The organism is Bacillus sp. FSL L8-0193 (assembly GCF_037976065.1).
Classification (GTDB): domain Bacteria; phylum Bacillota; class Bacilli; order Bacillales; family Bacillaceae; genus Bacillus; species Bacillus paralicheniformis.
Genome location: NZ_CP150261.1, coordinates 3,412,407 through 3,433,982, shown reverse-complemented (window position 1 = coordinate 3,433,982; position 21,576 = coordinate 3,412,407). Strand labels below are relative to the sequence as shown.

Annotated in this window: 24 protein-coding genes; 19 read left to right on the top strand and 5 right to left on the bottom strand. The window is 47.6% G+C overall.

Annotated features, from left to right (window positions below):
- Positions 1-2: 2 nt before the first annotated feature.
- The gene (locus MHH76_RS17330) at positions 3-1,601 is read right to left on the bottom strand and encodes a PucR family transcriptional regulator (RefSeq protein ID WP_025809816.1); all 1,599 of its coding nucleotides are present in this window, start codon (positions 1,599-1,601) and stop codon (positions 3-5) included.
- Between the two features lie 164 nt (positions 1,602-1,765).
- Between MHH76_RS17330 and MHH76_RS17325 the strand changes: the two genes are divergently transcribed.
- Positions 1,766-2,992, top strand: coding sequence for an alanine--glyoxylate aminotransferase family protein (locus MHH76_RS17325; RefSeq protein WP_025809814.1), 1,227 nt, complete (start codon positions 1,766-1,768; stop codon positions 2,990-2,992).
- A gap of 9 nt (positions 2,993-3,001) precedes the next feature.
- Complete coding sequence (locus MHH76_RS17320) at positions 3,002-3,136, top strand: hypothetical protein (protein WP_023856197.1); 135 nt, start codon at positions 3,002-3,004, stop codon at positions 3,134-3,136.
- Positions 3,137-3,346: 210 nt separating this feature from the next.
- Here the strand turns inward: MHH76_RS17320 and MHH76_RS17315 are convergent, their stop codons facing one another.
- Positions 3,347-3,931: a TetR/AcrR family transcriptional regulator gene (locus MHH76_RS17315; RefSeq protein WP_020452853.1), complete on the bottom strand. Its 585-nt coding sequence runs from the start codon at positions 3,929-3,931 to the stop codon at positions 3,347-3,349.
- 88 nt (positions 3,932-4,019) lie between these two features.
- Between MHH76_RS17315 and MHH76_RS17310 the strand changes: the two genes are divergently transcribed.
- The 8 genes from MHH76_RS17310 to MHH76_RS17275 all read left to right on the top strand — a co-directional run bounded on the left by MHH76_RS17310 (position 4,020) and on the right by MHH76_RS17275 (position 10,800).
- Positions 4,020-4,553, top strand: coding sequence for a membrane protein (locus MHH76_RS17310; RefSeq protein ID WP_025809811.1), 534 nt, complete (start codon positions 4,020-4,022; stop codon positions 4,551-4,553).
- Positions 4,554-4,682: 129 nt separating this feature from the next.
- Entirely contained in the window at positions 4,683-5,534 is an 852-nt protein-coding gene (locus MHH76_RS17305; RefSeq protein ID WP_025809809.1) for a DUF72 domain-containing protein, read from the top strand.
- Positions 5,535-5,551: 17 nt separating this feature from the next.
- Positions 5,552-6,373: a sulfite exporter TauE/SafE family protein gene (locus MHH76_RS17300; RefSeq protein ID WP_025809806.1), complete on the top strand. Its 822-nt coding sequence runs from the start codon at positions 5,552-5,554 to the stop codon at positions 6,371-6,373.
- Between the two features lie 19 nt (positions 6,374-6,392).
- On the top strand, positions 6,393-7,748 hold the full coding sequence (locus tag MHH76_RS17295; protein ID WP_025809804.1) for a bifunctional UDP-sugar hydrolase/5'-nucleotidase: 1,356 nt from the start codon (positions 6,393-6,395) through the stop codon (positions 7,746-7,748).
- A gap of 79 nt (positions 7,749-7,827) precedes the next feature.
- Positions 7,828-8,133 carry a DUF1805 domain-containing protein gene (locus MHH76_RS17290; RefSeq protein ID WP_023856194.1) on the top strand — a complete coding sequence of 102 codons (306 nt, stop codon included), beginning with the start codon at positions 7,828-7,830 and terminating at the stop codon, positions 8,131-8,133.
- 67 nt (positions 8,134-8,200) lie between these two features.
- Positions 8,201-8,977, top strand: coding sequence for a sporulation protein YunB (gene yunB / locus MHH76_RS17285; protein WP_023856193.1), 777 nt, complete (start codon positions 8,201-8,203; stop codon positions 8,975-8,977).
- A gap of 183 nt (positions 8,978-9,160) precedes the next feature.
- Positions 9,161-10,690 carry a sodium-dependent transporter gene (locus tag MHH76_RS17280; protein ID WP_043054462.1) on the top strand — a complete coding sequence of 510 codons (1,530 nt, stop codon included), beginning with the start codon at positions 9,161-9,163 and terminating at the stop codon, positions 10,688-10,690.
- Positions 10,687-10,800 carry a methionine/alanine import family NSS transporter small subunit gene (locus MHH76_RS17275; RefSeq protein ID WP_003184985.1) on the top strand — a complete coding sequence of 38 codons (114 nt, stop codon included), beginning with the start codon at positions 10,687-10,689 and terminating at the stop codon, positions 10,798-10,800. The genes MHH76_RS17280 and MHH76_RS17275 overlap by 4 nt, the downstream gene beginning before the upstream one ends.
- A gap of 46 nt (positions 10,801-10,846) precedes the next feature.
- Here MHH76_RS17275 and MHH76_RS17270 read toward each other — a convergent pair whose 3' ends face one another.
- Positions 10,847-11,827, bottom strand: coding sequence for a M23 family metallopeptidase (locus MHH76_RS17270; RefSeq protein ID WP_023856191.1), 981 nt, complete (start codon positions 11,825-11,827; stop codon positions 10,847-10,849).
- Positions 11,828-12,064: 237 nt separating this feature from the next.
- On the opposite strand from MHH76_RS17270, the gene lipA reads away from it, so the two are divergent.
- A complete protein-coding gene (gene lipA, locus MHH76_RS17265) occupies positions 12,065-12,976 on the top strand; it encodes a lipoyl synthase (RefSeq protein ID WP_256163556.1) in 912 nt (303 codons plus the stop codon).
- A 53-nt stretch (positions 12,977-13,029) separates the two neighbouring features.
- On the opposite strand, the gene MHH76_RS17260 is transcribed toward lipA, so the two are convergent.
- On the bottom strand, positions 13,030-13,647 hold the full coding sequence (locus tag MHH76_RS17260; protein WP_020452845.1) for a YhcN/YlaJ family sporulation lipoprotein: 618 nt from the start codon (positions 13,645-13,647) through the stop codon (positions 13,030-13,032).
- A gap of 103 nt (positions 13,648-13,750) precedes the next feature.
- Between MHH76_RS17260 and MHH76_RS17255 the strand changes: the two genes are divergently transcribed.
- Genes MHH76_RS17255 through MHH76_RS17245 form a run of 3 tightly spaced genes read left to right on the top strand, consistent with a single transcriptional unit; the run spans position 13,751 to position 15,285 of the window.
- The gene (locus MHH76_RS17255) at positions 13,751-14,026 is read left to right on the top strand and encodes a YutD family protein (RefSeq protein ID WP_003184977.1); all 276 of its coding nucleotides are present in this window, start codon (positions 13,751-13,753) and stop codon (positions 14,024-14,026) included.
- Positions 14,027-14,053: 27 nt separating this feature from the next.
- On the top strand, positions 14,054-14,494 hold the full coding sequence (locus tag MHH76_RS17250) for a DUF86 domain-containing protein (RefSeq protein ID WP_023856189.1): 441 nt from the start codon (positions 14,054-14,056) through the stop codon (positions 14,492-14,494).
- Positions 14,495-14,514: 20 nt separating this feature from the next.
- On the top strand, positions 14,515-15,285 hold the full coding sequence (locus tag MHH76_RS17245) for a TIGR01457 family HAD-type hydrolase (protein ID WP_020452843.1): 771 nt from the start codon (positions 14,515-14,517) through the stop codon (positions 15,283-15,285).
- A 47-nt stretch (positions 15,286-15,332) separates the two neighbouring features.
- Here MHH76_RS17245 and MHH76_RS17240 read toward each other — a convergent pair whose 3' ends face one another.
- Entirely contained in the window at positions 15,333-15,833 is a 501-nt protein-coding gene (locus MHH76_RS17240) for a phosphatidylglycerophosphatase A (protein ID WP_020452842.1), read from the bottom strand.
- Positions 15,834-15,977: 144 nt separating this feature from the next.
- Here MHH76_RS17240 and yutH point away from each other — a divergent pair, with 144 nt between their 5' ends.
- The 5 genes from yutH to thrB all read left to right on the top strand — a co-directional run bounded on the left by yutH (position 15,978) and on the right by thrB (position 21,550).
- Positions 15,978-16,988, top strand: coding sequence for a spore coat putative kinase YutH (yutH, locus tag MHH76_RS17235; RefSeq protein ID WP_043054461.1), 1,011 nt, complete (start codon positions 15,978-15,980; stop codon positions 16,986-16,988).
- 90 nt (positions 16,989-17,078) lie between these two features.
- Entirely contained in the window at positions 17,079-18,041 is a 963-nt protein-coding gene (locus MHH76_RS17230; protein ID WP_023856187.1) for a D-glycerate dehydrogenase, read from the top strand.
- 232 nt (positions 18,042-18,273) lie between these two features.
- Positions 18,274-19,575: a homoserine dehydrogenase gene (locus MHH76_RS17225; RefSeq protein ID WP_020452839.1), complete on the top strand. Its 1,302-nt coding sequence runs from the start codon at positions 18,274-18,276 to the stop codon at positions 19,573-19,575.
- Positions 19,575-20,633 (top strand): threonine synthase, encoded by a 1,059-nt coding sequence (gene thrC / locus MHH76_RS17220; RefSeq protein WP_023856186.1) that lies wholly within the window; start codon positions 19,575-19,577, stop codon positions 20,631-20,633. The genes MHH76_RS17225 and thrC overlap by 1 nt, the downstream gene beginning before the upstream one ends.
- A complete protein-coding gene (thrB, locus tag MHH76_RS17215) occupies positions 20,630-21,550 on the top strand; it encodes a homoserine kinase (RefSeq protein WP_020452837.1) in 921 nt (306 codons plus the stop codon). The genes thrC and thrB overlap by 4 nt, the downstream gene beginning before the upstream one ends.
- The last annotated feature ends 26 nt before the right edge of the window (positions 21,551-21,576 follow it).

Sequence of the window (21,576 nt, the reverse complement as noted above, 5' to 3'; positions counted from 1 at the left end):
TCTCACAATCCAAGCAGCATTTGAATTCTGAGCGCCAGTCTCAAGCGCAGGGTTGTGTCCGCATCTTTCAGGCTTTTCCCGAGCAATTCTTCGCATTTTTCAAGCCTGTAGATGACTGTGTTTCTGTGGACATACAGGCGCTTGGCCGTTTCAGAAATCTGACAGTGCGTTTCCAGATAGACGGACAATGTTTGCAGGAGCCCCTGGTCATCCTTCGGCAGGCTGGCAAGCTGATGCAGTGCATGCGTGTAAAATGTCTTCAAATCATCAGCCGGAATCATGCGCAAAAGCTCAGAGACGTCTTTCATATGGTACGTCTGGATGAACTCTGTGCTGCCGGACAAATGGCCGGAGTGGAGCGCGTCGACGGCTTCTTTGCAAATGTGCGGAACGTCGCTCAGCTGATGGCTGAGGTTGCTGATTCCGAAAGAGATTGTCCGCTGAAAGTGCTCCGCAGCATGACGCTGAAACGTCTTTAAAAATCCGCCGACGTCTGCATTCAGTTCAGCCCAGCTGTCCGTCGCTTCGGCCAGCAGGAAGCAGACGTTTCCCTTTGTGAAAAGGTGCGGAGGGAACGGAAAGTCAACCAGCTCTTCTTCCAGGCGTTCGAACACGGAATCTGATTCAAGCTGATTTTCCGTGAAGCTGAGCGATTTTTCGCGCCGGTCCAATTTGCCCGCAATGCACACATATTTTTGATCCCACTTGAGCTGAAATTCTTTGGCCCGGTTTTTAATTTCTTCAGCAGAGGAAAAGGCGCCGTCCAAAAAATTGCTGAAAAACTCGTTCCGTGCTCTTCGCAAATATTGTTTGAGCGCATTTTCCTTCAGCAGCTCAAAGGCGATGACATTGGCGGCTTGTTCGAGGGTTAACAGCAAGCCTTTGTCTGAAGGGGAAATCATCCCGCAGACAACGAGGAAGCCGCATTTTTTTTCATGAGTATAGATCGGAAATACCGAATAGGTTTGTTTGTCGGGAAGCGTTGAAAAACAGGTGAGCCCCGTCCTGTTTCCTTTTTGAAATATTCCTTCATAATGCGACAGCGTCCCGGCGGCATCCGCTTTTGAGGAGGCGATCGGCTTGAGATGCTGATTGAAAAGAAGAACGGGAAGCTTCAAAACAGCAGAGACGTTATGCAAGAGCGATTGAATGCTTTTTCCGCTCATAATATGGGTTGTGAACTTTTTTTGGGCGGTAATGGCCTGTTCGAGTTCTGCCGTCCGTTTGTCCAAAATATGGCTCAGTGTATGATTGACAATATCACCGAGGCGGACATCTTTATTTAGCTCGATGATCGGAAATGACCGCTCGTCGGCAAGCTTGATCACCTCGTCGGGTATTTTCTGCAAAAAGCGCGTTTTGATGCCGAGTCCGGCGCAGCCCCGCCTGATCATCCTTTCAATCAATTCCTTCAATAAAAAAGGCCGGTCCTTTAAATGGTATGCGGTCGTGACGAGGAGCTCGCCGTGATGCAGATAATCGGCAATATCTGGCGCATCCATCATATTGATGTGTTCGATGTTCCGGGTCCCTCCCGTTTTTCCGGCGGCAAGCGTTGCGCCTTTAAACACGGGGAGTTTCATCATGTCATAGATATTCATTGATCTGTACAGACCTCCTTTGTCATTTTAGTCATTATCAACAAAAAATGAGCGGATTTGTGACATTTATGCCGATGTTTATTTTTCATGTTACCAGTAAACTTGTATTTATATAGAGAGTTGTAAAGAAATATAACAAGAAAAAAGAAAGGAAGTTTCTTCACATGACAATTGGCGAAATGAATATTCCGAAACGGACAATTATGACTCCCGGTCCTGTCGAGGTTCATCCGAGAGTGCTGAGGGCGCTTTCCTCACCTGTACTGGGACAATTCGATCCTGCATTTACAGACATGATGAATGACGTCATGGCGCTGCTCCGGCAGATTTTCCGAACGACAAATAAATGGGCATTTCCGATAGACGGGACATCGCGGGCCGGGCTTGAAGCCGTCCTTGCCAGTCTCATCAAACCGGGGGACCGGGTGCTCATTCCCATTTTCGGACGGTTCGGCTATCTGCTGGCCGAAATTTGCGAACGGTACCGGGCTGATGTTTATACAATGGAATGCCCGTGGGGAGACGTTTTTGAACCGAAAGATATCATCTCCGAAATCAAACGGACGAAACCGGAGATCGTCGCGGTTGTGCACGGCGAGACGTCAACGGGATGCATTCAGCCGCTTGAAGAAATCGGCCGGGCCTGCCGGGAGCTTGATGTGCTTTGTGTAGTCGATGCGGTGGCTACGATCGGCGGCACGGATGTCAATACTGATGAATGGTGCCTTGACGCGGTCGTCGGAGGTACGCAAAAGTGTTTATCCGTTCCTTCCGGGATGGCGCCGATCACATTTAACAGCCGGGTTGAAAAGCGCATCAATGAAAGGAAAAAGGTAGAACGTGGCATTGCCACAAGAGAAGATATCGAGCTTGAAACAGGACGCTTGCCGATTTCCAGCAATTATTTTGACCTCGGCATGCTGATGGATTATTGGAGCCCGAGGCGCCTCAATCATCATACAGAAGCGACTTCGATGCTGTACGGTTTGCGTGAAGGAGCGCGGGTCGTTCTTGAGGAGGGGCTCCGCGAGCGGTTCTCAAGACACCGGCTGCATGAAGCAGCGCTAATCAAGGGCATCAAAGCGATGGGTCTCGAATTGTTTACGGAAGGCCGGAAAAAGCTGCCGACCGTCACTTGTGTGAAAGTGCCTGATCGGGTTGACGCGGACCTTGTCAGGAAGATGATGCTTGACGACTTCGGCGTCGAAATCGCCAGCTCTTTCGGACCGCTGGCCGGAAAGATATGGAGAATCGGGACAATGGGGTACAGCTGCCGAAAAGAAAATGTTCTTTTTACATTGGCTGCTCTCGAAGCGGTTCTCATTCGCACAGGTGCTTCAGTATCGCCGGGAAATGCGCTTCAGGCGGCTCTGGATTTCTATCATGAGTAGGCTAATCTCATGAAAACGTTTGACTTGCTTTTGAAAGGCGCTTCCGTCGTGTGCCCGGAAGGCGTAAGGAAAACCGATATCGGCGTCGGCGGGCTGATTGCTGTGCTGGGTGTGCTTGACGGCAGTGCATCAATACATTTTTAAGGCAGACGAAAGAGAAGCAAAAGCGGTTCACTGAAGCGCAAAAAGCAGCCTGTGATCAGGCTGTTTTTTGTGGGATGACCAGAAAAAAACAATTTTGCGACATCCGTGAGAATCTAAAACAAGAGAATTAATCAAAAAAAGCAGGCTGAGAGGCCTGCTTTTCCGTGGTTTTGTGTAAGTCTCTTTTGGTGCAATCCGATCGATCTGTGTCTATTCCAACGATCTTAAATAACCGGCCAATACAGAATCGATCATTTCAGCCGTCAGCCTTTCAGGGGCCATGATCAAATGAAGCGCCAGCCCGTCGACAAGGGCGTACAGGTGCTCGGTTTCCTTTAGAACATCGATCCCCGGTTTGGCACCGGTATTCACCAGCATTTCAACAGCCGATTTACATGCTGAATAAATGCCTTCATTCATCTCCTTTCTTAACGGTTTGAGCTCCGGATCGCTGAGCGATTTGGCCGTAAATGCATACCATGCCTCCATTTCCAGTTTTCGCTCCTCATCAAGAGGCATAAGCTGAAAAAGAAGCTGTTTGACGTTCTCAGCCGGTGTACCGTTAAATGTCATGCTCTCAATCCGCGTTTTGACCCGGTTTGCCACAAGCCTCATTGAATAAATGAAAAGCTCAGACTGTTGAGGAAAATAATGGCGCATCGATCCGGCCGAAAGTCCGGCTTCCTTAGCGACATTTCTGACGGTGCAATGTTCAAGTCCATCTCTGTGAATCACATTCCACACCGCTTCGGCAATTTTTTCTTTTTGTTTTTCGTGATCAACTATTTTTGGCATACACACATTATAACACGGGTGTATTATTTAATACATATGTGTTATAATTTTTTAGTACAAATGTGTTAAAAAGAGAGGCGGATAAAAGGTGATTGGTTTATTGATTATAGCTTGTGAGATCGGTTTTTGGATTTTTATTCTGCTTGGCCTTATTTTTCGCTATATGGCAGGCTGGAAAAAGGCTGGTTTGATCATGTTTGCATGCACACCGGTTTTGGATTTGCTGCTTTTGGCTGCAACGGCGCTTGATCTGTACAATGGGGCGCAAGCGGATGTCTTGCACGGCCTCGCCGCCGTTTATATCGGCGTCAGCATCGCGTTCGGAAGCCGCATGATCAAATGGGCGGATGAAAGGTTCGCCTATCGCTTTGCCGGCGGTCCGAAGCCTGACAAAGGCCCGCAGTACGGCAAGGAACACGCCAAAAAAGAGCGCAAAGGCTGGTTGCGGCATTTTATCGCATGGCTGATCGGGGCGGCGCTGCTGGCCGGGATGCATCTGTTCATCGGCGACCCGGAAAGAACAGAACCGTTAATCAGCATCGCTTCTTTATGGTCGATCATCCTTGCCATCGATTTTCTGTACAGTTTCAGCTTTACCCTTTTTCCGAAGAAAGCCCGTTAAAAGAAGCCGGACATCCGGCTTCTTTTTCATGTTCAAGTATTCCGCCGCAAAAAAGGAAATGCTACAAGCAGACCTGGATCAAGTTTTCGAAAAAAACCTGTGATAAACTAAAGGAAGAGGTGAACTGCATTGATTTATATTGGATTAACAGGATGGGGGGATCATGACAGCCTGTATCCGCCCAAGACAAGCAGTCAAAACAAGCTGATCCACTATTCGGCGCATTTTCCGATCGTCGAGCTTGATGCGAGCTTTTACGCGATTCAGCCCGAGCGGAACAATGAAAAATGGGTGAAGGAGACGCCGGAAACCTTTCAGTTTATCATTAAGGCATATCAGGGAATGACGGGGCATCAGCGCGGGGAAACCCCCTTTGAAACGAAAGACGACATGTTTGCTGCTTTTAGGCTTTCGTTAACGCCATACATAAAAGCGGGCAAGCTGGCGATGGTCCTCTTTCAGTTTCCGCCATGGTTTGATTGCAAAAAAGAAAACGTCAATTATTTAAGATGGGTAAAAGAGAAAATGGGAGATATACCGTGTGCGCTTGAATTCAGGCATCGGTCATGGTTTATGCCCCAGTTTTACGACAAAACGCTCGCTTTTATGGAGGAACAGCAATGGATTCACAGCATTTGCGATGAACCCCAGGCGGGCGAAGGCAGCATACCGACGGTTCTTCATGCGACTGACAGCAGGAAAACGCTCGTCCGTTTTCACGGCCGCAACAAGGAAGGCTGGTTAAGGCCGTCTTCCGGGCAAAATTGGCGTGAGGTCAGATATTTATATTTATATAATGAACAAGAATTAAAAGACTGGAAGAAAAACCTTGAGCTGCTTGAACAGCAGTCGAAAAACGTTTACGTGCTGTTTAATAACAATTCAGGCGGTGATGCGGCTCAAAACGGGAAGCAAATGAAGGAGCTGCTCGATATTGAATACAAAGGGCTTACGCCAAGGCAGCTCGATTTATTCAGCTAGAAAAGAGGACTTATTTTATGGAATATCTTATTTTGCTAATACTCGGATTTATCGCGGGAACCATCGGCAGTCTTGTCGGGCTCGGCGGAGGGATCGTCATCGTTCCCTCGCTCCTTTTTCTGGCGGGGCTGCCGACGCTCTTTGACCATGTGACACCGCAAATGGCGGTCGGCACATCGCTGGTTGTCATCATATTTACAGGGCTTTCTTCAACGATTGCGTATATGAAGTATAAAACCGTAGATTATAAAAGCGGTCTTATTTTTTTCATCGGCTCGGGGCCGGGCAGCATCGCAGGTGCCCATGTATCGACATATTTCAGCTCAGACTCGTTTTCTCTATGGTTCGGGATTTTTATGATTCTCATTTCCCTTTCCTTAATGATAAAGAAAAGGGTGAAACCTGCCGAGAAAAAGCATACGGGCGTTATCAGAACGTTCACAGGGGATGAAGGACAGGAATATACGTATTCATATCATCCTTTAGCCGGAATCGCGATCGCCTTTGTCGTCGGCTTCCTCGGCGGGCTTTTCGGCATCGGGGGCGGCTCGCTGATGGTGCCGGCGATGATTCTTCTGTTTTTATTTCCGACAAGGGTCGCCGTTGCGACATCGATGTTTATTATTTTCCTTTCATCTGTCGCCGGCTCTGCCGGCCATGTCATCGCGGGCCATGTCAACTGGCTTTATGCGCTCGCATTGATCCCGGGCGCCTGGTTTGGCGGACAGCTCGGCGCCTACATTAATAAAAAGATGCAAACAAAGACGATCGTATTGATCATGAGGTTCGTATTGATCATCATCGGAATCAGATTAATCTATCAAGGCGTGTTTAGTTAAACGTTAGGGAGAGATTTGCATGACGGAAAAGCTCCATATTTACCATACGAACGATTTGCACAGCCATTTTGAAAACTGGCCGAAAATCGTCGATTATATTCAGACACAAAGACAAAAACATGAAGAGCAGGGGGAAGAAGTGCTTTTGTTCGACCTCGGCGATCATGTCGACAGATTCCATCCGATATCTGAGGCCACCTTCGGAAAAGCGAATGTGGAGCTGTTGAACCGTCTGCAGTATGATGCTGCAACGATCGGAAATAATGAAGGAATTACACTGCCGCATCAGGAGCTGGATACACTTTATGACAACGCACAGTTTCCTGTCGTTGTTTCCAATTTGTTTGACGAAAAAGGGAAGAGGCCCGGCTGGGCAGCACCGTATGTGCTCAAAAAGGTGAAGAGCGGTGCAACTCTTGCCATTCTCGGTGTGACAGTCCCGTATTATCCGATCTACCGGCAGCTTGGCTGGACGGTTGCAGACGCATTTGAAAGCATCGGCGAGATGCTCAGTGAAATCAAAGAAAAAGCCGATACTGTCATTCTTCTTTCACACCTCGGCATTTTGGATGATCAGCGCGTCGCGGAGGCTTTTCCCGAAATCGACCTGATTCTCGGTTCCCACACCCATCACCTGCTAGAAGAAGGGATGATGAAAGACGGCGTTATGCTGGCCTGCGCCGAAAAATACGGGAACTATGTCGGTCATGTTGAACTGACGTATAACGGAACGCTTGAGAACATCACAGCAACCGTTATGAAGACGGCAGAATGGAACGAAGAATCAGAGGAGACGATTCGTTTTCTGAAGGAAAAAGAGAAAGAAGCCGGACATCTCCTTGAAGAAGAAATTGCGACATTGGACAACACCCTTGAAACCGCCTGGTTCCGCAGAAGCGCCCTTCCGCAAATGCTGGCAGACGCCTTAAAGGAATGGTGTGAGGCAGAAATCGGAATGGTCAACTCAGGCATTGTACTGGAGTCTCTATCACAAGGCCCGGTGACGAAAGCGGATGTTCACCGCATCTGTCCGCATCCGATTAATCCGGTCAAACTGAAGCTGACGGGACGTGAGCTGAAAGAGGTCATCTTCCATGCATCATCGGAAGAAACCGAGAAACTGCGAATTAAAGGGCTCGGTTTTCGCGGCGAAGTGATGGGGAAAATGCTGTATGCCGGCCTTGACCCGGAAAAGCTCTCTGTCAACGGAGCGGACATTGAAGATGATGCGTTCTACACGATCGCCACGATTGATATGTTTACACTCGGAACGCTGTTTCCGGCGATCCGCGATGCGGAAGATATCGAGTACTTTATGCCTGAATTCCTGCGCGATCTGCTCGCCTGGAAGCTTAAAAAAGCAAACCGGTTCTAATACAGATGCTTTAAGATTCGGGGTAAACCGGAACATGTCTCCCGCTTTATCATACATTAATGGTAAAGGAGGGATCGCGATGGTAAATTTAACTCCGATTATGATAGAAGATCAGCCGTTTACGGCTGTAACGGTCAAACTGCCGAAAACGAACTTTATGGCGGTAACCAATGACCATGGATATATTATGTGCGGAGCGCTTGACGTCGCCCTGCTGAATGATAAATTAAAAGAACGGAAAATCGTCGCCGCCAGAGCCGTCGGCGTGCGGACGATCGATCAGCTTCTCGAAGCACCGCTTGAATCTGTAACCGATGCGGCCAGAGAGCTCGGCATCCATCCCGGAATGAGCGGAAAAGAAGCCCTTTTAAAAATGGTGAAATAAAGTTGTCTGATTGAATCGTATATCCCCTCTTACAAGCATACACTTGTGATGTAAGGGGGGATTTTGCTTGCGAAGATTTCGCGGCCCTCTGTCAAAAAGAGGACCTTTGCCTTTTCGATATGTCATGCTGCTTTCGTTTGTATTTTTTATTTTTTCAACGGCCATCAGCCTGTTGATCATCAACTCATCCATCAAACCGACGCTTCTGAACATCGCTGAAATGGAAACGAACCGGATTGCGACGCACGTCATCCAGGAAGCCGTCGAGGATTATATGAGCCAAGATGAAAATGTGCAAAATCTAGTAGAAATGAAGACGAATGAAAATGGAAAAGTAACAACAATTGATTTCAACTCTCATGGTCTTCGTGGTATGCATTCGAAAATTACGAAACAACTTCACGAAAAGCTGAAGGAAACAGAAACCGAAGAATTTAATTCTTCTGCGAAAACTCCCGAAGGTAAGAATGATGGTGTAATCTATAATATTCCTCTAGGTCAGGCAACGGGAAACACGCTTCTTGGAAACCTAGGGCCGAAAATACCTGTACGGCTTAATGTTGTGGGGGATGTCTTTACAGATTTTAAACATAGTGTCGAACCATATGGAATTAATAATGCTTTAATAAATGTCGGTGTTCTTGTCGAAGTCAAGGTCCGTGTCGTCATACCGTTTGCGACAAAAACGGCGGTTGTTAAAAATACGATTCCGGCAACGATTCAAGCCGTGCACGGCGAAGTACCCGACTTCTACAGCGGCAACGGCAGCCAGACGGCGCCATCGATTCAAATCCCTTCAAAGGATGAAAAAACAGAACAAAAAAAGGAACAAAATAAGCAATGATTTCCAGGCGTTCTGCACACATCAGGCAGAATGCTTTTTTTTGCGTCCTGGAAACAGAATGTGTCTATTTTCTTAAAAAAATACTTTGACTTAGGCAAAAAGACTGTATATACTATTCAATAATAATAATTATTAGAAAATTCATTGTTTTCAGATGTTTCAATAAGGTAAAGGAGGAAGCTTATGGATAGTCGTCCGCAATGGGGAACAAGAGCGGGTTTTATTTTAGCAGCTGTCGGTTCTGCGATCGGTTTGGGGAATATATGGAGGTTCCCGGCTGTAGCTTATGAAAACGGAGGAGGCGCGTTCTTTCTGCCATATTTGTTCGCGCTTTTGACAGCAGGAATCCCTCTTCTCATCATGGAATTTACAATCGGCCATAAATACAGGGGCTCAGCCCCGCTATCCTATGCCCGGATGGGGAAAGGAAAGGAGTGGATCGGCTGGTGGCAGGTCGCCATCTCATTTGTCATCTCGACGTATTATGCCGTGATCGTGGCATGGGCCATTTCTTACACTGTCTTTTCTTTCAATTTAGGCTGGGGTAAAGATACAGAAAATTTTCTAATGACTGAATATTTAAACAGAGTTGATATTGGAGGAGGAGCCATCGGGCAATTCGGAGGCTTCGTGCCGGGCGTCCTGATTCCGCTCGCGATTGTCTGGATTGTTTCCTTAGGCATTTTATTTGCCGGAGTCAAAAAAGGAATCGAAATTGCGAACCGCATTTTCATTCCGCTGCTTGTGGTCTTATTTTTAATCATCGTCATTTATTCGATTACACTTGACGGGGCTGCTCAAGGGCTGAATGCGTTTTTCACGCCTGATTGGAGCCAGATAACAAACGGAAAAGTTTGGGTGGCGGCATACGGCCAAATTTTCTTCAGTCTGTCGATCGCGTTTGCCATCATGATTACGTATTCCAGCTATTTGCCGAAAAAATCCGATGTTACAAACAATGCGTTCATCACCGGCTTCGGGAATTCGTCGTTCGAGCTGCTGGCCGGGATCGGGGTATTCAGTGCGCTGGGCTTTATGGCCGCGCAGCAGGGCGTTCCAGTTAAAGAGGTCGTCTCTTCCGGAATCGGTTTGGCGTTCGTCGTCTTTCCGCAAATCATCAATGAGTTTCCGGCGTTTAATGTGCTTTTCGGGTTTTTATTCTTTGGTTCGCTAGTTTTGGCAGGTCTGTCGTCTCTCATTTCGATCTCTGAAACATATGTTGCCGCGATTCAGGATAAGTTCAACGTTCCGCGGCGGAAAGCCGTCCTGTTCGGCGGAGGGGCTGCTGCATTGTGTTCGCTCGTATTTGCGACAAAAGGCGGACTGTTCTTTCTCGATGCAGCCGATTACTTTATCAACAATTTCGGAGTGGCGCTTGCCGGATTGATCGAAGTCGTTGCGATTGCATGGTTTGCGAAAGAGCTGAAAGCTTTGCAGGCTCACGCCAATTCGGTTTCCGACATTCAGCTCGGCGCCTGGTGGAGAATCTGCCTGAGCGTCGTCACACCGATTGTTCTGGGGTATATGATGTTTGATAATATCAAGACGAATATCACAACAGCCTACGGTGATCTGCCGGTAGAGTTTCTCCTGAAATGGGGATGGTGCGTCGCTGTTGGAGCGATCGCAGCCGGGTTTATCCTTTCACTTTCAAAATGGAAGAACGAACTGAAATATACGCCATTTCAACATGACAAGGAGGTTTCCTCATGAACGGCGCATCTATAGCAATGATGGTAATCGGCATCGTCATTATTTGGGGAGGCTTGGCCGCAAGCATCATCAATGCGGTTGTGAAAAGCAAGAAAAGCCAAGCCGGTTAATCTCTGAAAAGAAGACATCCCTATTCTTCTGAAATAGGGATGTCTTTTATTTTTTCTTTCGAAGCTCTTTCCGTTCCCATGCCCTTAAATGAGGATAAGGGTCAAAAGACCATTCGGTTCTTCCGTTGTCTTTATACATGCCGTAGTGAAGATGGGGCGGGAATTTTCCCGATGTCCCCGGCGGCCCGTATCCCGTTGCTCCGACCGAGCCGATCACTTGGCCGGGTTCGACGATTTCTCCCACTTTCAAGCCTTTTGTGAATCCGTTCAAATGAGCGAAATAATGGTACGTATTGTTGATGTCTCTGATTCCGATCCGCCAACCGCCGAAACGGTTCCAGCCTTTCATTTCAACAATACCGTAGCATGTCGACCGGACGGGGAGGCCATAATGGGCGAACAAATCCGTCCCTTCGTGAATCCGCCTGCCCCCGAATCCGCGGGCATCTCCCCATGTGCTTCTATAGCTGTAATCTGATCTTACGGGAAGAGGAAAGGCGTGCTTGCTCAAATCAATGTGGCCGTATTTTTGAAAAAGCCTGATAAAGCCTGATATGATGCCGACCGTCTGATCCCTTTCGTAAAACTCCCACAGGCCGATGCGGATATTTTCTATGTCTCTTCCGTATGTCAACAAGTATTGTCCAAACGTATAAAGGACGTCTTCATCCTGATCCGGTTCCGCCAGTCCGTCTCCGTTTCCGTCCATTCCAATTCCGTCAAAAACCTTGATGCTGAGCGGCGATGTATCTTTCGGGTTGGGGTTTTCAGGTCCGCTCCACACGCTTTGCGGAATATATATCCCGGTGTGCCCTTTTTGCTTCGGCAAGTCCTTGCGGTTTTTGCGGATGTTGATTTCGTATTGGTCGACAGCCGCGAAAACATACCAAGGAATATGGGTTGCAGCTTCTGTTTTATGATAAAGGGCCATTCTCTTTTGCAGATCGGGCTCTTTTTTCTCCTTTGCAAGAGCGCACGGCTGCGATATGAGCAAAAGGAGGATGAGAACGGATAATACAGCTTTCACAGTGTCCTTAGCTCCTTTCAGTTTGAATACGGTTAGTTTGTGACATCTGCGGAAATCGATAATAAGAAAATGTTAGAAATTCCATCTTGACTAATCAAGCTCTTGTTCACAAATCTGTACTATGTTAAAGTGACTAAAGATGAAGATTTAGCAATTTTAATTTAAGCGGTTCCAAAGCAGAGGGACACATCCGGCGCTATGTCACAAATTTCGTATTGAACATGACTACAATCCACAATGGAGATGATGGAATTGGCAAAGAAAGACGAGCACCTAAGAAAGCCCGAATGGCTTAAGATCAAGCTGAATACAAATGAAAACTATACGGGCTTAAAAAAATTAATGCGGGAAAACAACCTCCATACGGTCTGTGAAGAGGCGAAATGCCCGAACATCCACGAATGCTGGGCCGTCAGACGTACCGCAACCTTTATGATTCTCGGATCTGTCTGTACGAGAGCCTGCCGCTTCTGTGCGGTGAAGACGGGGCTGCCGACAGAACTTGACTTGAATGAGCCGGAAAGAGTCGCGGATTCTGTGAGCATCATGAATCTGAAACACGCGGTCATTACAGCCGTTGCCCGTGACGATTTAAAAGACGGAGGAGCAGGGGTATTCGCTGAAACCGTACGCGCCGTCCGGAGAAAAAGCCCGTTTACAACAATCGAAGTTCTCCCGTCTGACATGGGCGGAGACTATCATAATTTGAAAACGCTGATGGATACGCGTCCGGATATTTTAAACCATAATATTGAGACGGTCCGCCGCCTGACGCCGAGAGTCCGTGCGAGAGCTACATACGAAAGATCATTGGAATTTTTGCGCCGTGCCAAAGAGATGCAGCCGGACATCCCGACGAAATCCAGCATCATGATCGGCCTCGGCGAAACAAAAGAAGAAATCATCGAAACAATGGACGACCTTCTTGCGAACAACGTCGACATCATGGCAATCGGCCAGTATCTACAGCCGTCCAAAAAACATATTAAAGTACAGAAATATTACCATCCTGACGAGTTTGCCGAACTGAAAGAAATCGCCATGGAAAAAGGCTTCAGCCACTGTGAAGCAGGGCCGCTCGTCCGCTCTTCATACCATGCCGATGAACAGGTGAATGAAGCGTCTAAAAAACGCCAGGCACAGGCATAACATTGGATGAAAAAACGCCAGCCGTTTGCGCTGGCGTTTTTCTTATTTTCAGGTCAGGATTCGGTCGCTTTTCCTTTTCCGTCAAGGCCGTTTTCATCTGTACCTGTCGTTGTTTTGCCTTGCGGTGATTTTTGCATTTCCTTAATCGTATCGGCCATCAGCTGATCAACGTTTCTTGAATTGGCTCCAAGCCGGCTGAAGTTGGCGACGGATTGCATCATATCCGGATCATCGGAAATATAGATGTGGTAATACCTCGGAATGACGGATGCCGCCGTCTTTTTAACTTGGTCAGCCGTCTGTTCGCGCTGCCCAGAGTCCGTTTTGTACACGACAAGCGCTTCTTCGTCTGTCACAAGTGCTGAGGCATCTTGAATATTGGGAAGCTGAACCGTTAAACTAGATATAATATGCGCCATTTCTTCCCGATCAATTTGAGGCGCCTGCATTTCTTCCTTGTTTGCGACTGGAGTTGCCTGATGGCGCGCATATCCGAATCTGCCTTTCCGGTTGTCATTTCTGAACTTTTCATGATATTGAGGGTTCTTGTCTGCAACGTGAACGGTATTTCCGTCTTCGTCATATATATTGTGTTCGGTATCATTTAAGGCTGTCTGGCATCCTGCTAAAGGCACCGCCAGCAGCCCTGCTAAAAGAATTTTTTTATTCATTCTGCTTTTCCTCCTCTTTTATAGCTTTTCCAACGGGGAGGATTTATTCTTAGCAATTGATGGCGGCACGGGTTTGAATTATCATATAAAAGAGGTGAAAAGAATGATTGTCGTTCAGAACGCTGCATTTGAAGTCGTCAAAGATGTGAAAAACGGTTTTAACGAAGAAGCGTTTAAAGCCAGATACTCCGACATTTTAAATAAATATGACTACATCGTCGGGGATTGGGGATACAGCCAGCTGAGGCTGAAAGGCTTTTTTGACGATCAAAATCAAAAGGCCACATTTGATACGAAGATCAGCACGCTTGATGAATATATTTACGAGTACTGTAATTTCGGATGTGCCTACTTTGTTTTAAAACGTCTGCGAAAATAAGCGATCATAAAAGGGGATGCTCTGATGATGTATTTTGTCGATCGACACAAAATCGAAAACACGCTGAACTTCCTGGAAGAGGAGCTGCGGCTTTATCAAACACAGGAGGAATGGACTTCCGACGTCGAAAAAAAAGCGCTCGAACGAATCGGCCACACGCTGATCGAATGTATATTGGATATAGGGAACGATATGATTGACGGCTTTATTATGAGAGATCCTGGAAGCTATGACGACATTATGGATATACTGACCGATGAAAAGGTTGTCAGCCAAGCGGAAGGCGACAGTCTGAAACATTTGATCGCCTATCGGAAGACATTGGTTCAAGACTACTTGAATGTCAACCATGAAGAATTGGACATGCTGCTCAGCAGGCATGCGGAAACGCTTGAGAAATTTCCGGCGCGGATCCGCGATTATTTAAACCATGAGCTCGGTCCGGTATCCGCATTCAAACCGCACTAAACAAAACTGGAGTGTACAACATGAAAACATACAAAGGATACTTAATTGATCTGGATGGAACAATGTACAAAGGGACGGAAAAAATCGAAGAAGCATGCGAATTCGTAAGGAAGCTGAAAGAACGGAGCATCCCGTATCTGTTCGTCACAAACAATTCGTCGCGCACGCCGAAGCAAGTGGCGGACAAGCTTGTTTCATTTGATATTCCGGCCGAAGAGAGCCAGGTATTCACAACCAGCATGGCGACCGCCAATTTTATCGCCGAACAAAAACCGGATGCTTCCGTATATGTGATCGGTGAGGAAGGCATCCGCCAGGCCATTGAGGAAAAAGGACTGGCATTCGGCGAAGAAGACGCCGACTTCGTCGTCGTCGGTATCGACCGCGGCATTACATACGAAAAGCTAGCCGTCGGTTGCCTTGCCATCCGCAACGGCGCTACATTCATCTCGACTAACGGCGATATCGCTATTCCTACAGAAAGAGGACTATTGCCGGGCAATGGTTCTCTCACATCAGTATTAACCGTTTCTACGCAGACAGAGCCTATTTTTATCGGCAAGCCGGAGCCGATCATCATGGAGCAGGCGATGAAGGTGCTCGGCACAAATATCAGTGAAACGCTGATGGTCGGTGACAATTATGATACGGATATTATGGCGGGAATGAATTCCGGGATGGACACGCTTCTCGTTCATACGGGCGTGACCAAAAAAGAACACCTTGAAGCCTACCAGGAAAAGCCGACATATGTCATTGATTCTTTAACAGACTGGATGGATCGCATCTAAACCGCAAAAAAACACTTGTCTTTTAAGGACAAGTGTTTTTTAATGGCTTATTCCGCATCTTTTGCTCGATGCGCCAGTCTGCTGGATGCGGCTGCCGCAATCGCTCCGACGATATCATCCAAAAACGTGTGGCATTCGCCTGTTGATTTATCGTTTAAACGTGCGAGCACTCCCGGTTTGATTTTATCGATATATCCATAGTTTGTATAACCGATTGATCCATACAAATTCACAATGGAGAAGGATAAGATTTCATCGACGCCGTACAAGCTTTCATCTGTCTCGATTAAGGTTTGGAGCGGTTCCATGAGCTTTCTTTGCTCACCCAGCATATCCAATTGAATCCCTGTGATCACGGCGTTTTGAACTTCGCGTTTTTTCATGACCCGGTTGACATTCTCTTCACATTCTTCTTTTGTCAAGTTTGGATGATATTTCTTTTGTAGTACGTAGACAAGATCAGCAATATCCGAAATCTTGACGCCCCGTTTCTCAAGCCATTCTTTTGCTGCTGTTTCGATTTGATGCATGCTGTTGTTTTCCGGCATCATTTTCACCCAATCTTTTTTTACTTAGTGTATACAAACAACCTTAAAAATGTAACGATTTCAGAACTCTTTTTCCGAATCGATTCATAATCGAATCCCTTCATGATTACGATGTGTAGAAGGAGAAAAATTTATCAGGAAGTGATGTCCATGAAGGAGCTGATCAAAGAAAAATTCGGAATCCATATTCGCGATCTTACTTCATACTTGTCTTATCAGGCTTTTCATACCCCGAATTCGATGTTTTTGATCGTCCCGGTATCCCACTTGAGTCAGGATGAGCTGGCGGAATTGTTTAGTATGAGTCAGTATTTGCAAGAACAGCGCGACCCATACGTTTCATCTTTTATATTGACAAAGGACGGGGAGATGACATTTGAGGACAATGGCGCCTCATATGTACTGCTTCAAGCTGCTCCCCGCATGACAAACAGGTCCGTTTCATTTGGGGCGGAGCTGGCTGAATTTCATCAGAAGGGAAGAGGATACCCTTATGAGGTAAAAGAAACCTCGCGGATCGGGCAGTGGAAAGACCTTTGGGGGAAACGGCTCGACCAGCTGGAACAATTCTGGATCCAAAAAACGCAGGCAAGACAGCTGCAGCCTTTTGAAAAACATTTTATCGAATCGTTTCCTTATTATCTCGGTTTAACCGAAAACGCGATTCAATATTTGGCCGATACCGAATTGGATGATCAGCCGCAGGCCGCCGACTCCGGGACGATTTGCCAGCAGCGTCTCACCTGCGAGGCATTAAGGCGCGAGCCGCTTATTAAAATCCCGATGGAATGGGTGTTTGATCATGCGGCCAGGGATCTTGCGGAATATGCCAGAAGCTTGTTTCACGAAAGGAAAAACTTCAATGACATCGCATTGTTTTTTCAGCAATACGAACAAGCCGCGCCGCTTTCCTCATTTTCTAAACGGCTGGTGTACAGCAGGCTTCTGTTTCCGCTCCACTATTTTGAGACGGTTGAAGGGTATTATATTTCTCCTGAATCAGAGCACCATTATTTTGAAAGCAGACTCGACCATTTATTGTCTCGAGCGCCGGCTTATGAGCAATTTCTGAACGGATTTCAAGAAATGGCAGGCATGAGAGCCGCAGGATTTATGAGCATGCCGCCTGTCAATTGGCTGAAAAGGACACCATAGACGCCGCGGTGTTCTTTTCTTCATGTTAACATTTCCGGATTTTTTCGATATGCTTGGTTGGAAGCTACTCTTAGAAAGGAACGAGGCAGCATGGACAAACCGTTTGTATATGTAACGAGAAAATTACCGGAAGAACAGCTTTCTGCGTTAAAAGAAGAAGCCCGTATTGAGATGTGGGAAAAGGAAGAAGAACCGTGCCCGCGCGCCGTTCTGGCGGAAAAAGCAAAAAAGGCGCACGGACTGTTGACGATGCTTTCCGACACAGTTGATGAGGAGCTTTTAAAAGGTGCGCCGCATTTAAAAGTGGTGGCCAATTTGGCGGTGGGCTATGACAACCTCGATGTGGAGGCTGCGAAAAAGCATGGCGTCATCTGCTGCAACACGCCCGGCGTGCTGACAGAGTCAACGGCAGATTTGACGTTTGCTCTGCTGATGGCATCCGCGCGCAGAATCGTCGAGGCAAGCGACTGGATTAGACAAGGCAACTGGACGGGCTGGGGGCCGCTGCTTTTGGCCGGAGCGGATATCCATCATAAAACGATTGGCATCGTCGGGATGGGGAGCATTGGACAAGCCGTCGCCCGGCGGGCGAAAGGCTTTGGCATGGAGATTTTATATCATAACCGCACCCGCAATCCCGAGGCGGAAGCCGAACTGGGCGCATCCTATCTATCCTTTGGCGAACTGCTCGAACAGGCGGATTTTGTGGTATGCCTGACGCCTCTGACTGAGGAAACGAAGCATCTGTTTAACCGCAGCGCATTCAAAAGGATGAAGCGCTCCGCTATTTTTATCAATGTCTCAAGAGGACAGGTTGTGAATGAAGACGATTTATATGAAGCCCTGATCGAAAAAGATATTGCCGGCGCAGGACTCGACGTCTTTGCGGAAGAACCCGTGCAGCAGGATCACCCGCTCGCCAATCTGCCGCAAGTGACCGCGCTGCCTCACATCGGCAGCGCCACTGTCGAAACGAGAGAAGCCATGATGAGGCTTTGTGCGGAAAATATTGCGCTTGTCCTGGGAGGGAAGCCGGCAAAGACCGAGATTTGATGTTTCTTCCGGCCGGCCTGACGGGTCGGAAGATTTTCTCGCGAAAATATTTCTGAATATATAGAATCTTATTATATCAATGTATAAAGCGTTTTCATGATTTGTTTTTCAGCAAATGTCATCTTGTCAAAAAAAGAATCCCCCATTATAATGTTTGTAACTTAAATGTCTGTGTTGTGTTTACAAATGTCCTCAGAGAGAGGACGATAAGAGAGAGAAAGGTGGAATTTCATTGAAGGCGATACGAGTGGGGCTGCTAGGATTAGGAACAGTCGGGAGCGGTGTGGTGAAGATTATTCAGGATCACCAGGATAAGCTGACACACCAAGTCGGATGCCCTGTTACGATTCAAAAAGTTCTTGTAAAAGATAAAGATAAGAAGAGGGATGTCGACCTTTCCAAAGATGTTCTGACGACGGAAGCTTATGATGTCATTCAAGATCCGGAAGTGGATGTCATCATTGAGGTCATCGGGGGAATCGAGGAGACAAGACGCTATTTGCTTGACGCGCTTCAGGCGAAAAAACATGTCGTGACAGCGAATAAAGATTTGATCGCCCTCTATGGATCGGAACTGACGGCTGCCGCGAAAGAAAACGGCTGCGACCTTTATTTTGAAGCGAGCGTCGCCGGCGGGATTCCGATTTTGCGAAGCCTGGAAGACGGGCTGGCTTCAGACCGGATTACGAAAATGATGGGTATCGTCAATGGAACGACCAACTTCATTTTAACGAAGATGAATAAAGAAAACGCGCCTTATGCTGATGTGCTGAAAGAAGCGCAGGAGCTCGGCTTCGCCGAAGCGGACCCGACAGCTGATGTTGAAGGTCTTGATGCGGCGAGAAAGATGGCGATTTTGGCCAGGCTCGGTTTCTCAATGAATGTCGATCTTGACGATGTCAAAGTGAAGGGCATTTCCCAAGTGTCTGATGAAGACATCAATTTCAGCAAACGGCTCGGCTATACGATGAAGCTGATCGGCATCGCCCAGCGCGACGGACAAAAAGTCGAAGTGAGCGTCCAGCCGACATTGTTGCCGGAGCATCATCCGCTGTCTTCCGTCCATAATGAATTCAATGCGGTTTACGTGTATGGCGAGGCCGTCGGGGAAACGATGTTTTACGGGCCTGGCGCAGGAAGCATGCCGACTGCGACCGCCGTCGTATCAGATTTGGTTTCCGTCATGAAAAACATGCGTCTCGGCGTGAACGGCAGCAGCTTTGTCGATCCGCAGTTTGAAAAGAAGATAAAGGCGCCGTCTGAAATCTTCGCCCAGCAGTTTTTAAGAATTCATGTTAAAGATCAGGTCGGTTCGTTTTCAAAAATCACATCGATTTTTTCGGAAAGAGGCGTCAGTTTTGAAAAAATTCTGCAGCTTCCGATTAAAGGCCATGATGACCTGGCTGAGATTGTCATTGTGACACATCATACGTCAGAAGAGGATTTTACGGATATCTTGCAAAAGCTGAATGATCTTGAGGTTGTTGATCAGGTGAAAAGCACTTATCGAGTAGAAGGGAACGGTTGGAGCTAATGTGGAAAGGACTCATCCATCAATATAAAGAATATTTGCCAGTAACGGACAAAACACCGGAATTGACGCTGAACGAAGGAAATACCCCGCTCATTTATCTGCAAAATCTTTCGAAAAAGCTCGGAATCGAGCTTTATGTCAAAACAGAGGGTGTCAATCCTACAGGCTCCTTTAAAGACCGCGGGATGGTCATGGCGGTCGCCAAGGCGAAAGAAGAAGGCAATGATACAATCATGTGCGCTTCGACCGGCAATACGTCAGCTGCTGCTGCGGCTTATGCGGCCCGCGCCAACATGAAGTGCATCGTCATTATTCCGGACGGCAAAATCGCCTTCGGAAAGTTGGCCCAAGCCGTCATGTACGGCGCTAAAATCATTGCGATCGACGGAAACTTCGACGATGCCCTGAAAATGGTGCGCAGCATTTGCGAGAAAGAGCCGATTGCACTCGTCAACTCTGTGAATCCTTACCGGATTGAAGGACAGAAAACCGCTTCCTTTGAAATTTGTGAACAGCTGGGCGAAGCGCCTGACATCCTTGCAATTCCTGTCGGGAATGCCGGAAATATTACGGCTTACTGGAAAGGCTTTAAAGAATATCATGAGAAAAACGGCACAGGCCTGCCGGTCATGAGAGGTTTTCAGGCGGAAGGCGCGGCCCCGATTGTCAAAAACAAAGTAATTGAAAAGCCGGAAACCGTTGCGACAGCGATCAGAATCGGAAATCCGGCAAGCTGGGACAAAGCGGTCAATGCTGCAAAAGAATCGAACGGAAAAATCGATGAAGTGTCAGACGAAGAGATCCTGCACGCTTATCAGCTCCTGGCAAGAGAAGAAGGCGTATTTGCAGAACCGGGATCGTGCGCATCTATTGCCGGCGTACTGAAACAGCTGGAAACGAAAGAGATTCAGCCGGGGGCGAAAGTTGTCGCCGTCTTAACCGGAAACGGCTTGAAAGATCCGAACACAGCCGTTGATGTGTCGCAGATCAAACCTGTCACACTGCCGACAGATGAAGAAGCCATTCTCGAACACTTAAAAGGAGCCGCTCGTGTATGACTGAGGCTGACATGCTGTTTTCCGTTACGGTTCCCGGAAGCACGGCCAATCTGGGCCCGGGCTTTGATTCAGTCGGCATGGCGCTGTCCCGTTATTTGAGACTGTCTGTTTTTCCTCATGATGAGTGGCGTTTTGAGGCTGAAACAGAAGTCGTAGCGGGAATTCCTGAAGGGACGGATAATTTAATTTACCAGGTGGCCAAACGGACCGCTGCACACTTCGGAAAAGACCTTCCGCCAAGCCTCGTCAAAGTGTGGAGCGATATTCCGCTGGCGCGCGGTCTCGGCAGCAGCGCAGCCGCAATTGCCGCTGCGATTGAGCTGGCGAACGAACTTGCCGATTTAAAACTCTCTGACCGCGAGAAACTCCATTTTGCAAGCCTTGAAGAAGGCCATCCTGACAATGCCGGAGCATCGCTTTTCGGCGGGCTTGTCATCGGACTTCATGAAGAAGATGAAACAGAGATGGTTTCGATGAAAGACATCGATTTGGATGTCGTTGTCGTCATTCCTTTTTATGAAGTGCTGACAAAAGATGCGCGGGATGTTCTTCCCGAAAGCCTCTCTTATCCGAAAGCGGTGGAAGCAAGCGCGGTCAGCAATATGCTCGTCGCCGGACTGATGGCGAAAGATTGGAAGCTTGTCGGCCGCATGATGCAAAAAGACCTCTTTCATCAGCCTTACCGAAGGGCGCTCGTCCCTGAGCTTTCTAAAGTGGAGCATGAAGCAGGCAAAAACGGCGCGTTTGGGACCGCTTTAAGCGGAGCAGGACCGACGATCCTTTCCTTTATTGAAAAAGGAAAGGGAGACGCGCTGAGAGATCAGCTTGCTTCTAAGTTTCCACATTGTGAAGTGGACTGCCTTCATGTCCCGGATACAGGCATTATCGTTGAAAGAAAATCAGTAAACAGTGTTTAACGATAAAAGAGCTTTTTCGGCTCTTT

Bases quoted from the DNA above. Each gene is read 5' to 3' on its own strand.
- MHH76_RS17330 (WP_025809816.1), bottom strand. From the start codon at position 1,601: ATGAATATCTATGACATGATGAAACTCCCCGTGTTTAAAGGCGCAACG.
- MHH76_RS17290 (WP_023856194.1), top strand. From the start codon at position 7,828: ATGGTAAATTTAACTCCGATTATGATAGAAGATCAGCCGTTTACGGCT.
- MHH76_RS17280 (WP_043054462.1), top strand. From the start codon at position 9,161: ATGGATAGTCGTCCGCAATGGGGAACAAGAGCGGGTTTTATTTTAGCA.
- thrC (WP_023856186.1), top strand. From the start codon at position 19,575: ATGTGGAAAGGACTCATCCATCAATATAAAGAATATTTGCCAGTAACG.
- MHH76_RS17320 (WP_023856197.1), top strand. From the start codon at position 3,002: ATGAAAACGTTTGACTTGCTTTTGAAAGGCGCTTCCGTCGTGTGCCCG.
- MHH76_RS17245 (WP_020452843.1), top strand. From the start codon at position 14,515: ATGAAAACATACAAAGGATACTTAATTGATCTGGATGGAACAATGTAC.
- MHH76_RS17255 (WP_003184977.1), top strand. From the start codon at position 13,751: ATGATTGTCGTTCAGAACGCTGCATTTGAAGTCGTCAAAGATGTGAAA.
- lipA (WP_256163556.1), top strand. From the start codon at position 12,065: ATGGAGATGATGGAATTGGCAAAGAAAGACGAGCACCTAAGAAAGCCC.
- MHH76_RS17295 (WP_025809804.1), top strand. From the start codon at position 6,393: ATGACGGAAAAGCTCCATATTTACCATACGAACGATTTGCACAGCCAT.
- yutH (WP_043054461.1), top strand. From the start codon at position 15,978: ATGTCCATGAAGGAGCTGATCAAAGAAAAATTCGGAATCCATATTCGC.
- MHH76_RS17260 (WP_020452845.1), bottom strand. From the start codon at position 13,647: ATGAATAAAAAAATTCTTTTAGCAGGGCTGCTGGCGGTGCCTTTAGCA.
- MHH76_RS17240 (WP_020452842.1), bottom strand. From the start codon at position 15,833: ATGCCGGAAAACAACAGCATGCATCAAATCGAAACAGCAGCAAAAGAA.
- MHH76_RS17230 (WP_023856187.1), top strand. From the start codon at position 17,079: ATGGACAAACCGTTTGTATATGTAACGAGAAAATTACCGGAAGAACAG.
- MHH76_RS17325 (WP_025809814.1), top strand. From the start codon at position 1,766: ATGACAATTGGCGAAATGAATATTCCGAAACGGACAATTATGACTCCC.
- MHH76_RS17275 (WP_003184985.1), top strand. From the start codon at position 10,687: ATGAACGGCGCATCTATAGCAATGATGGTAATCGGCATCGTCATTATT.
- MHH76_RS17315 (WP_020452853.1), bottom strand. From the start codon at position 3,931: ATGCCAAAAATAGTTGATCACGAAAAACAAAAAGAAAAAATTGCCGAA.
- MHH76_RS17300 (WP_025809806.1), top strand. From the start codon at position 5,552: ATGGAATATCTTATTTTGCTAATACTCGGATTTATCGCGGGAACCATC.
- thrB (WP_020452837.1), top strand. From the start codon at position 20,630: ATGACTGAGGCTGACATGCTGTTTTCCGTTACGGTTCCCGGAAGCACG.
- MHH76_RS17250 (WP_023856189.1), top strand. From the start codon at position 14,054: ATGTATTTTGTCGATCGACACAAAATCGAAAACACGCTGAACTTCCTG.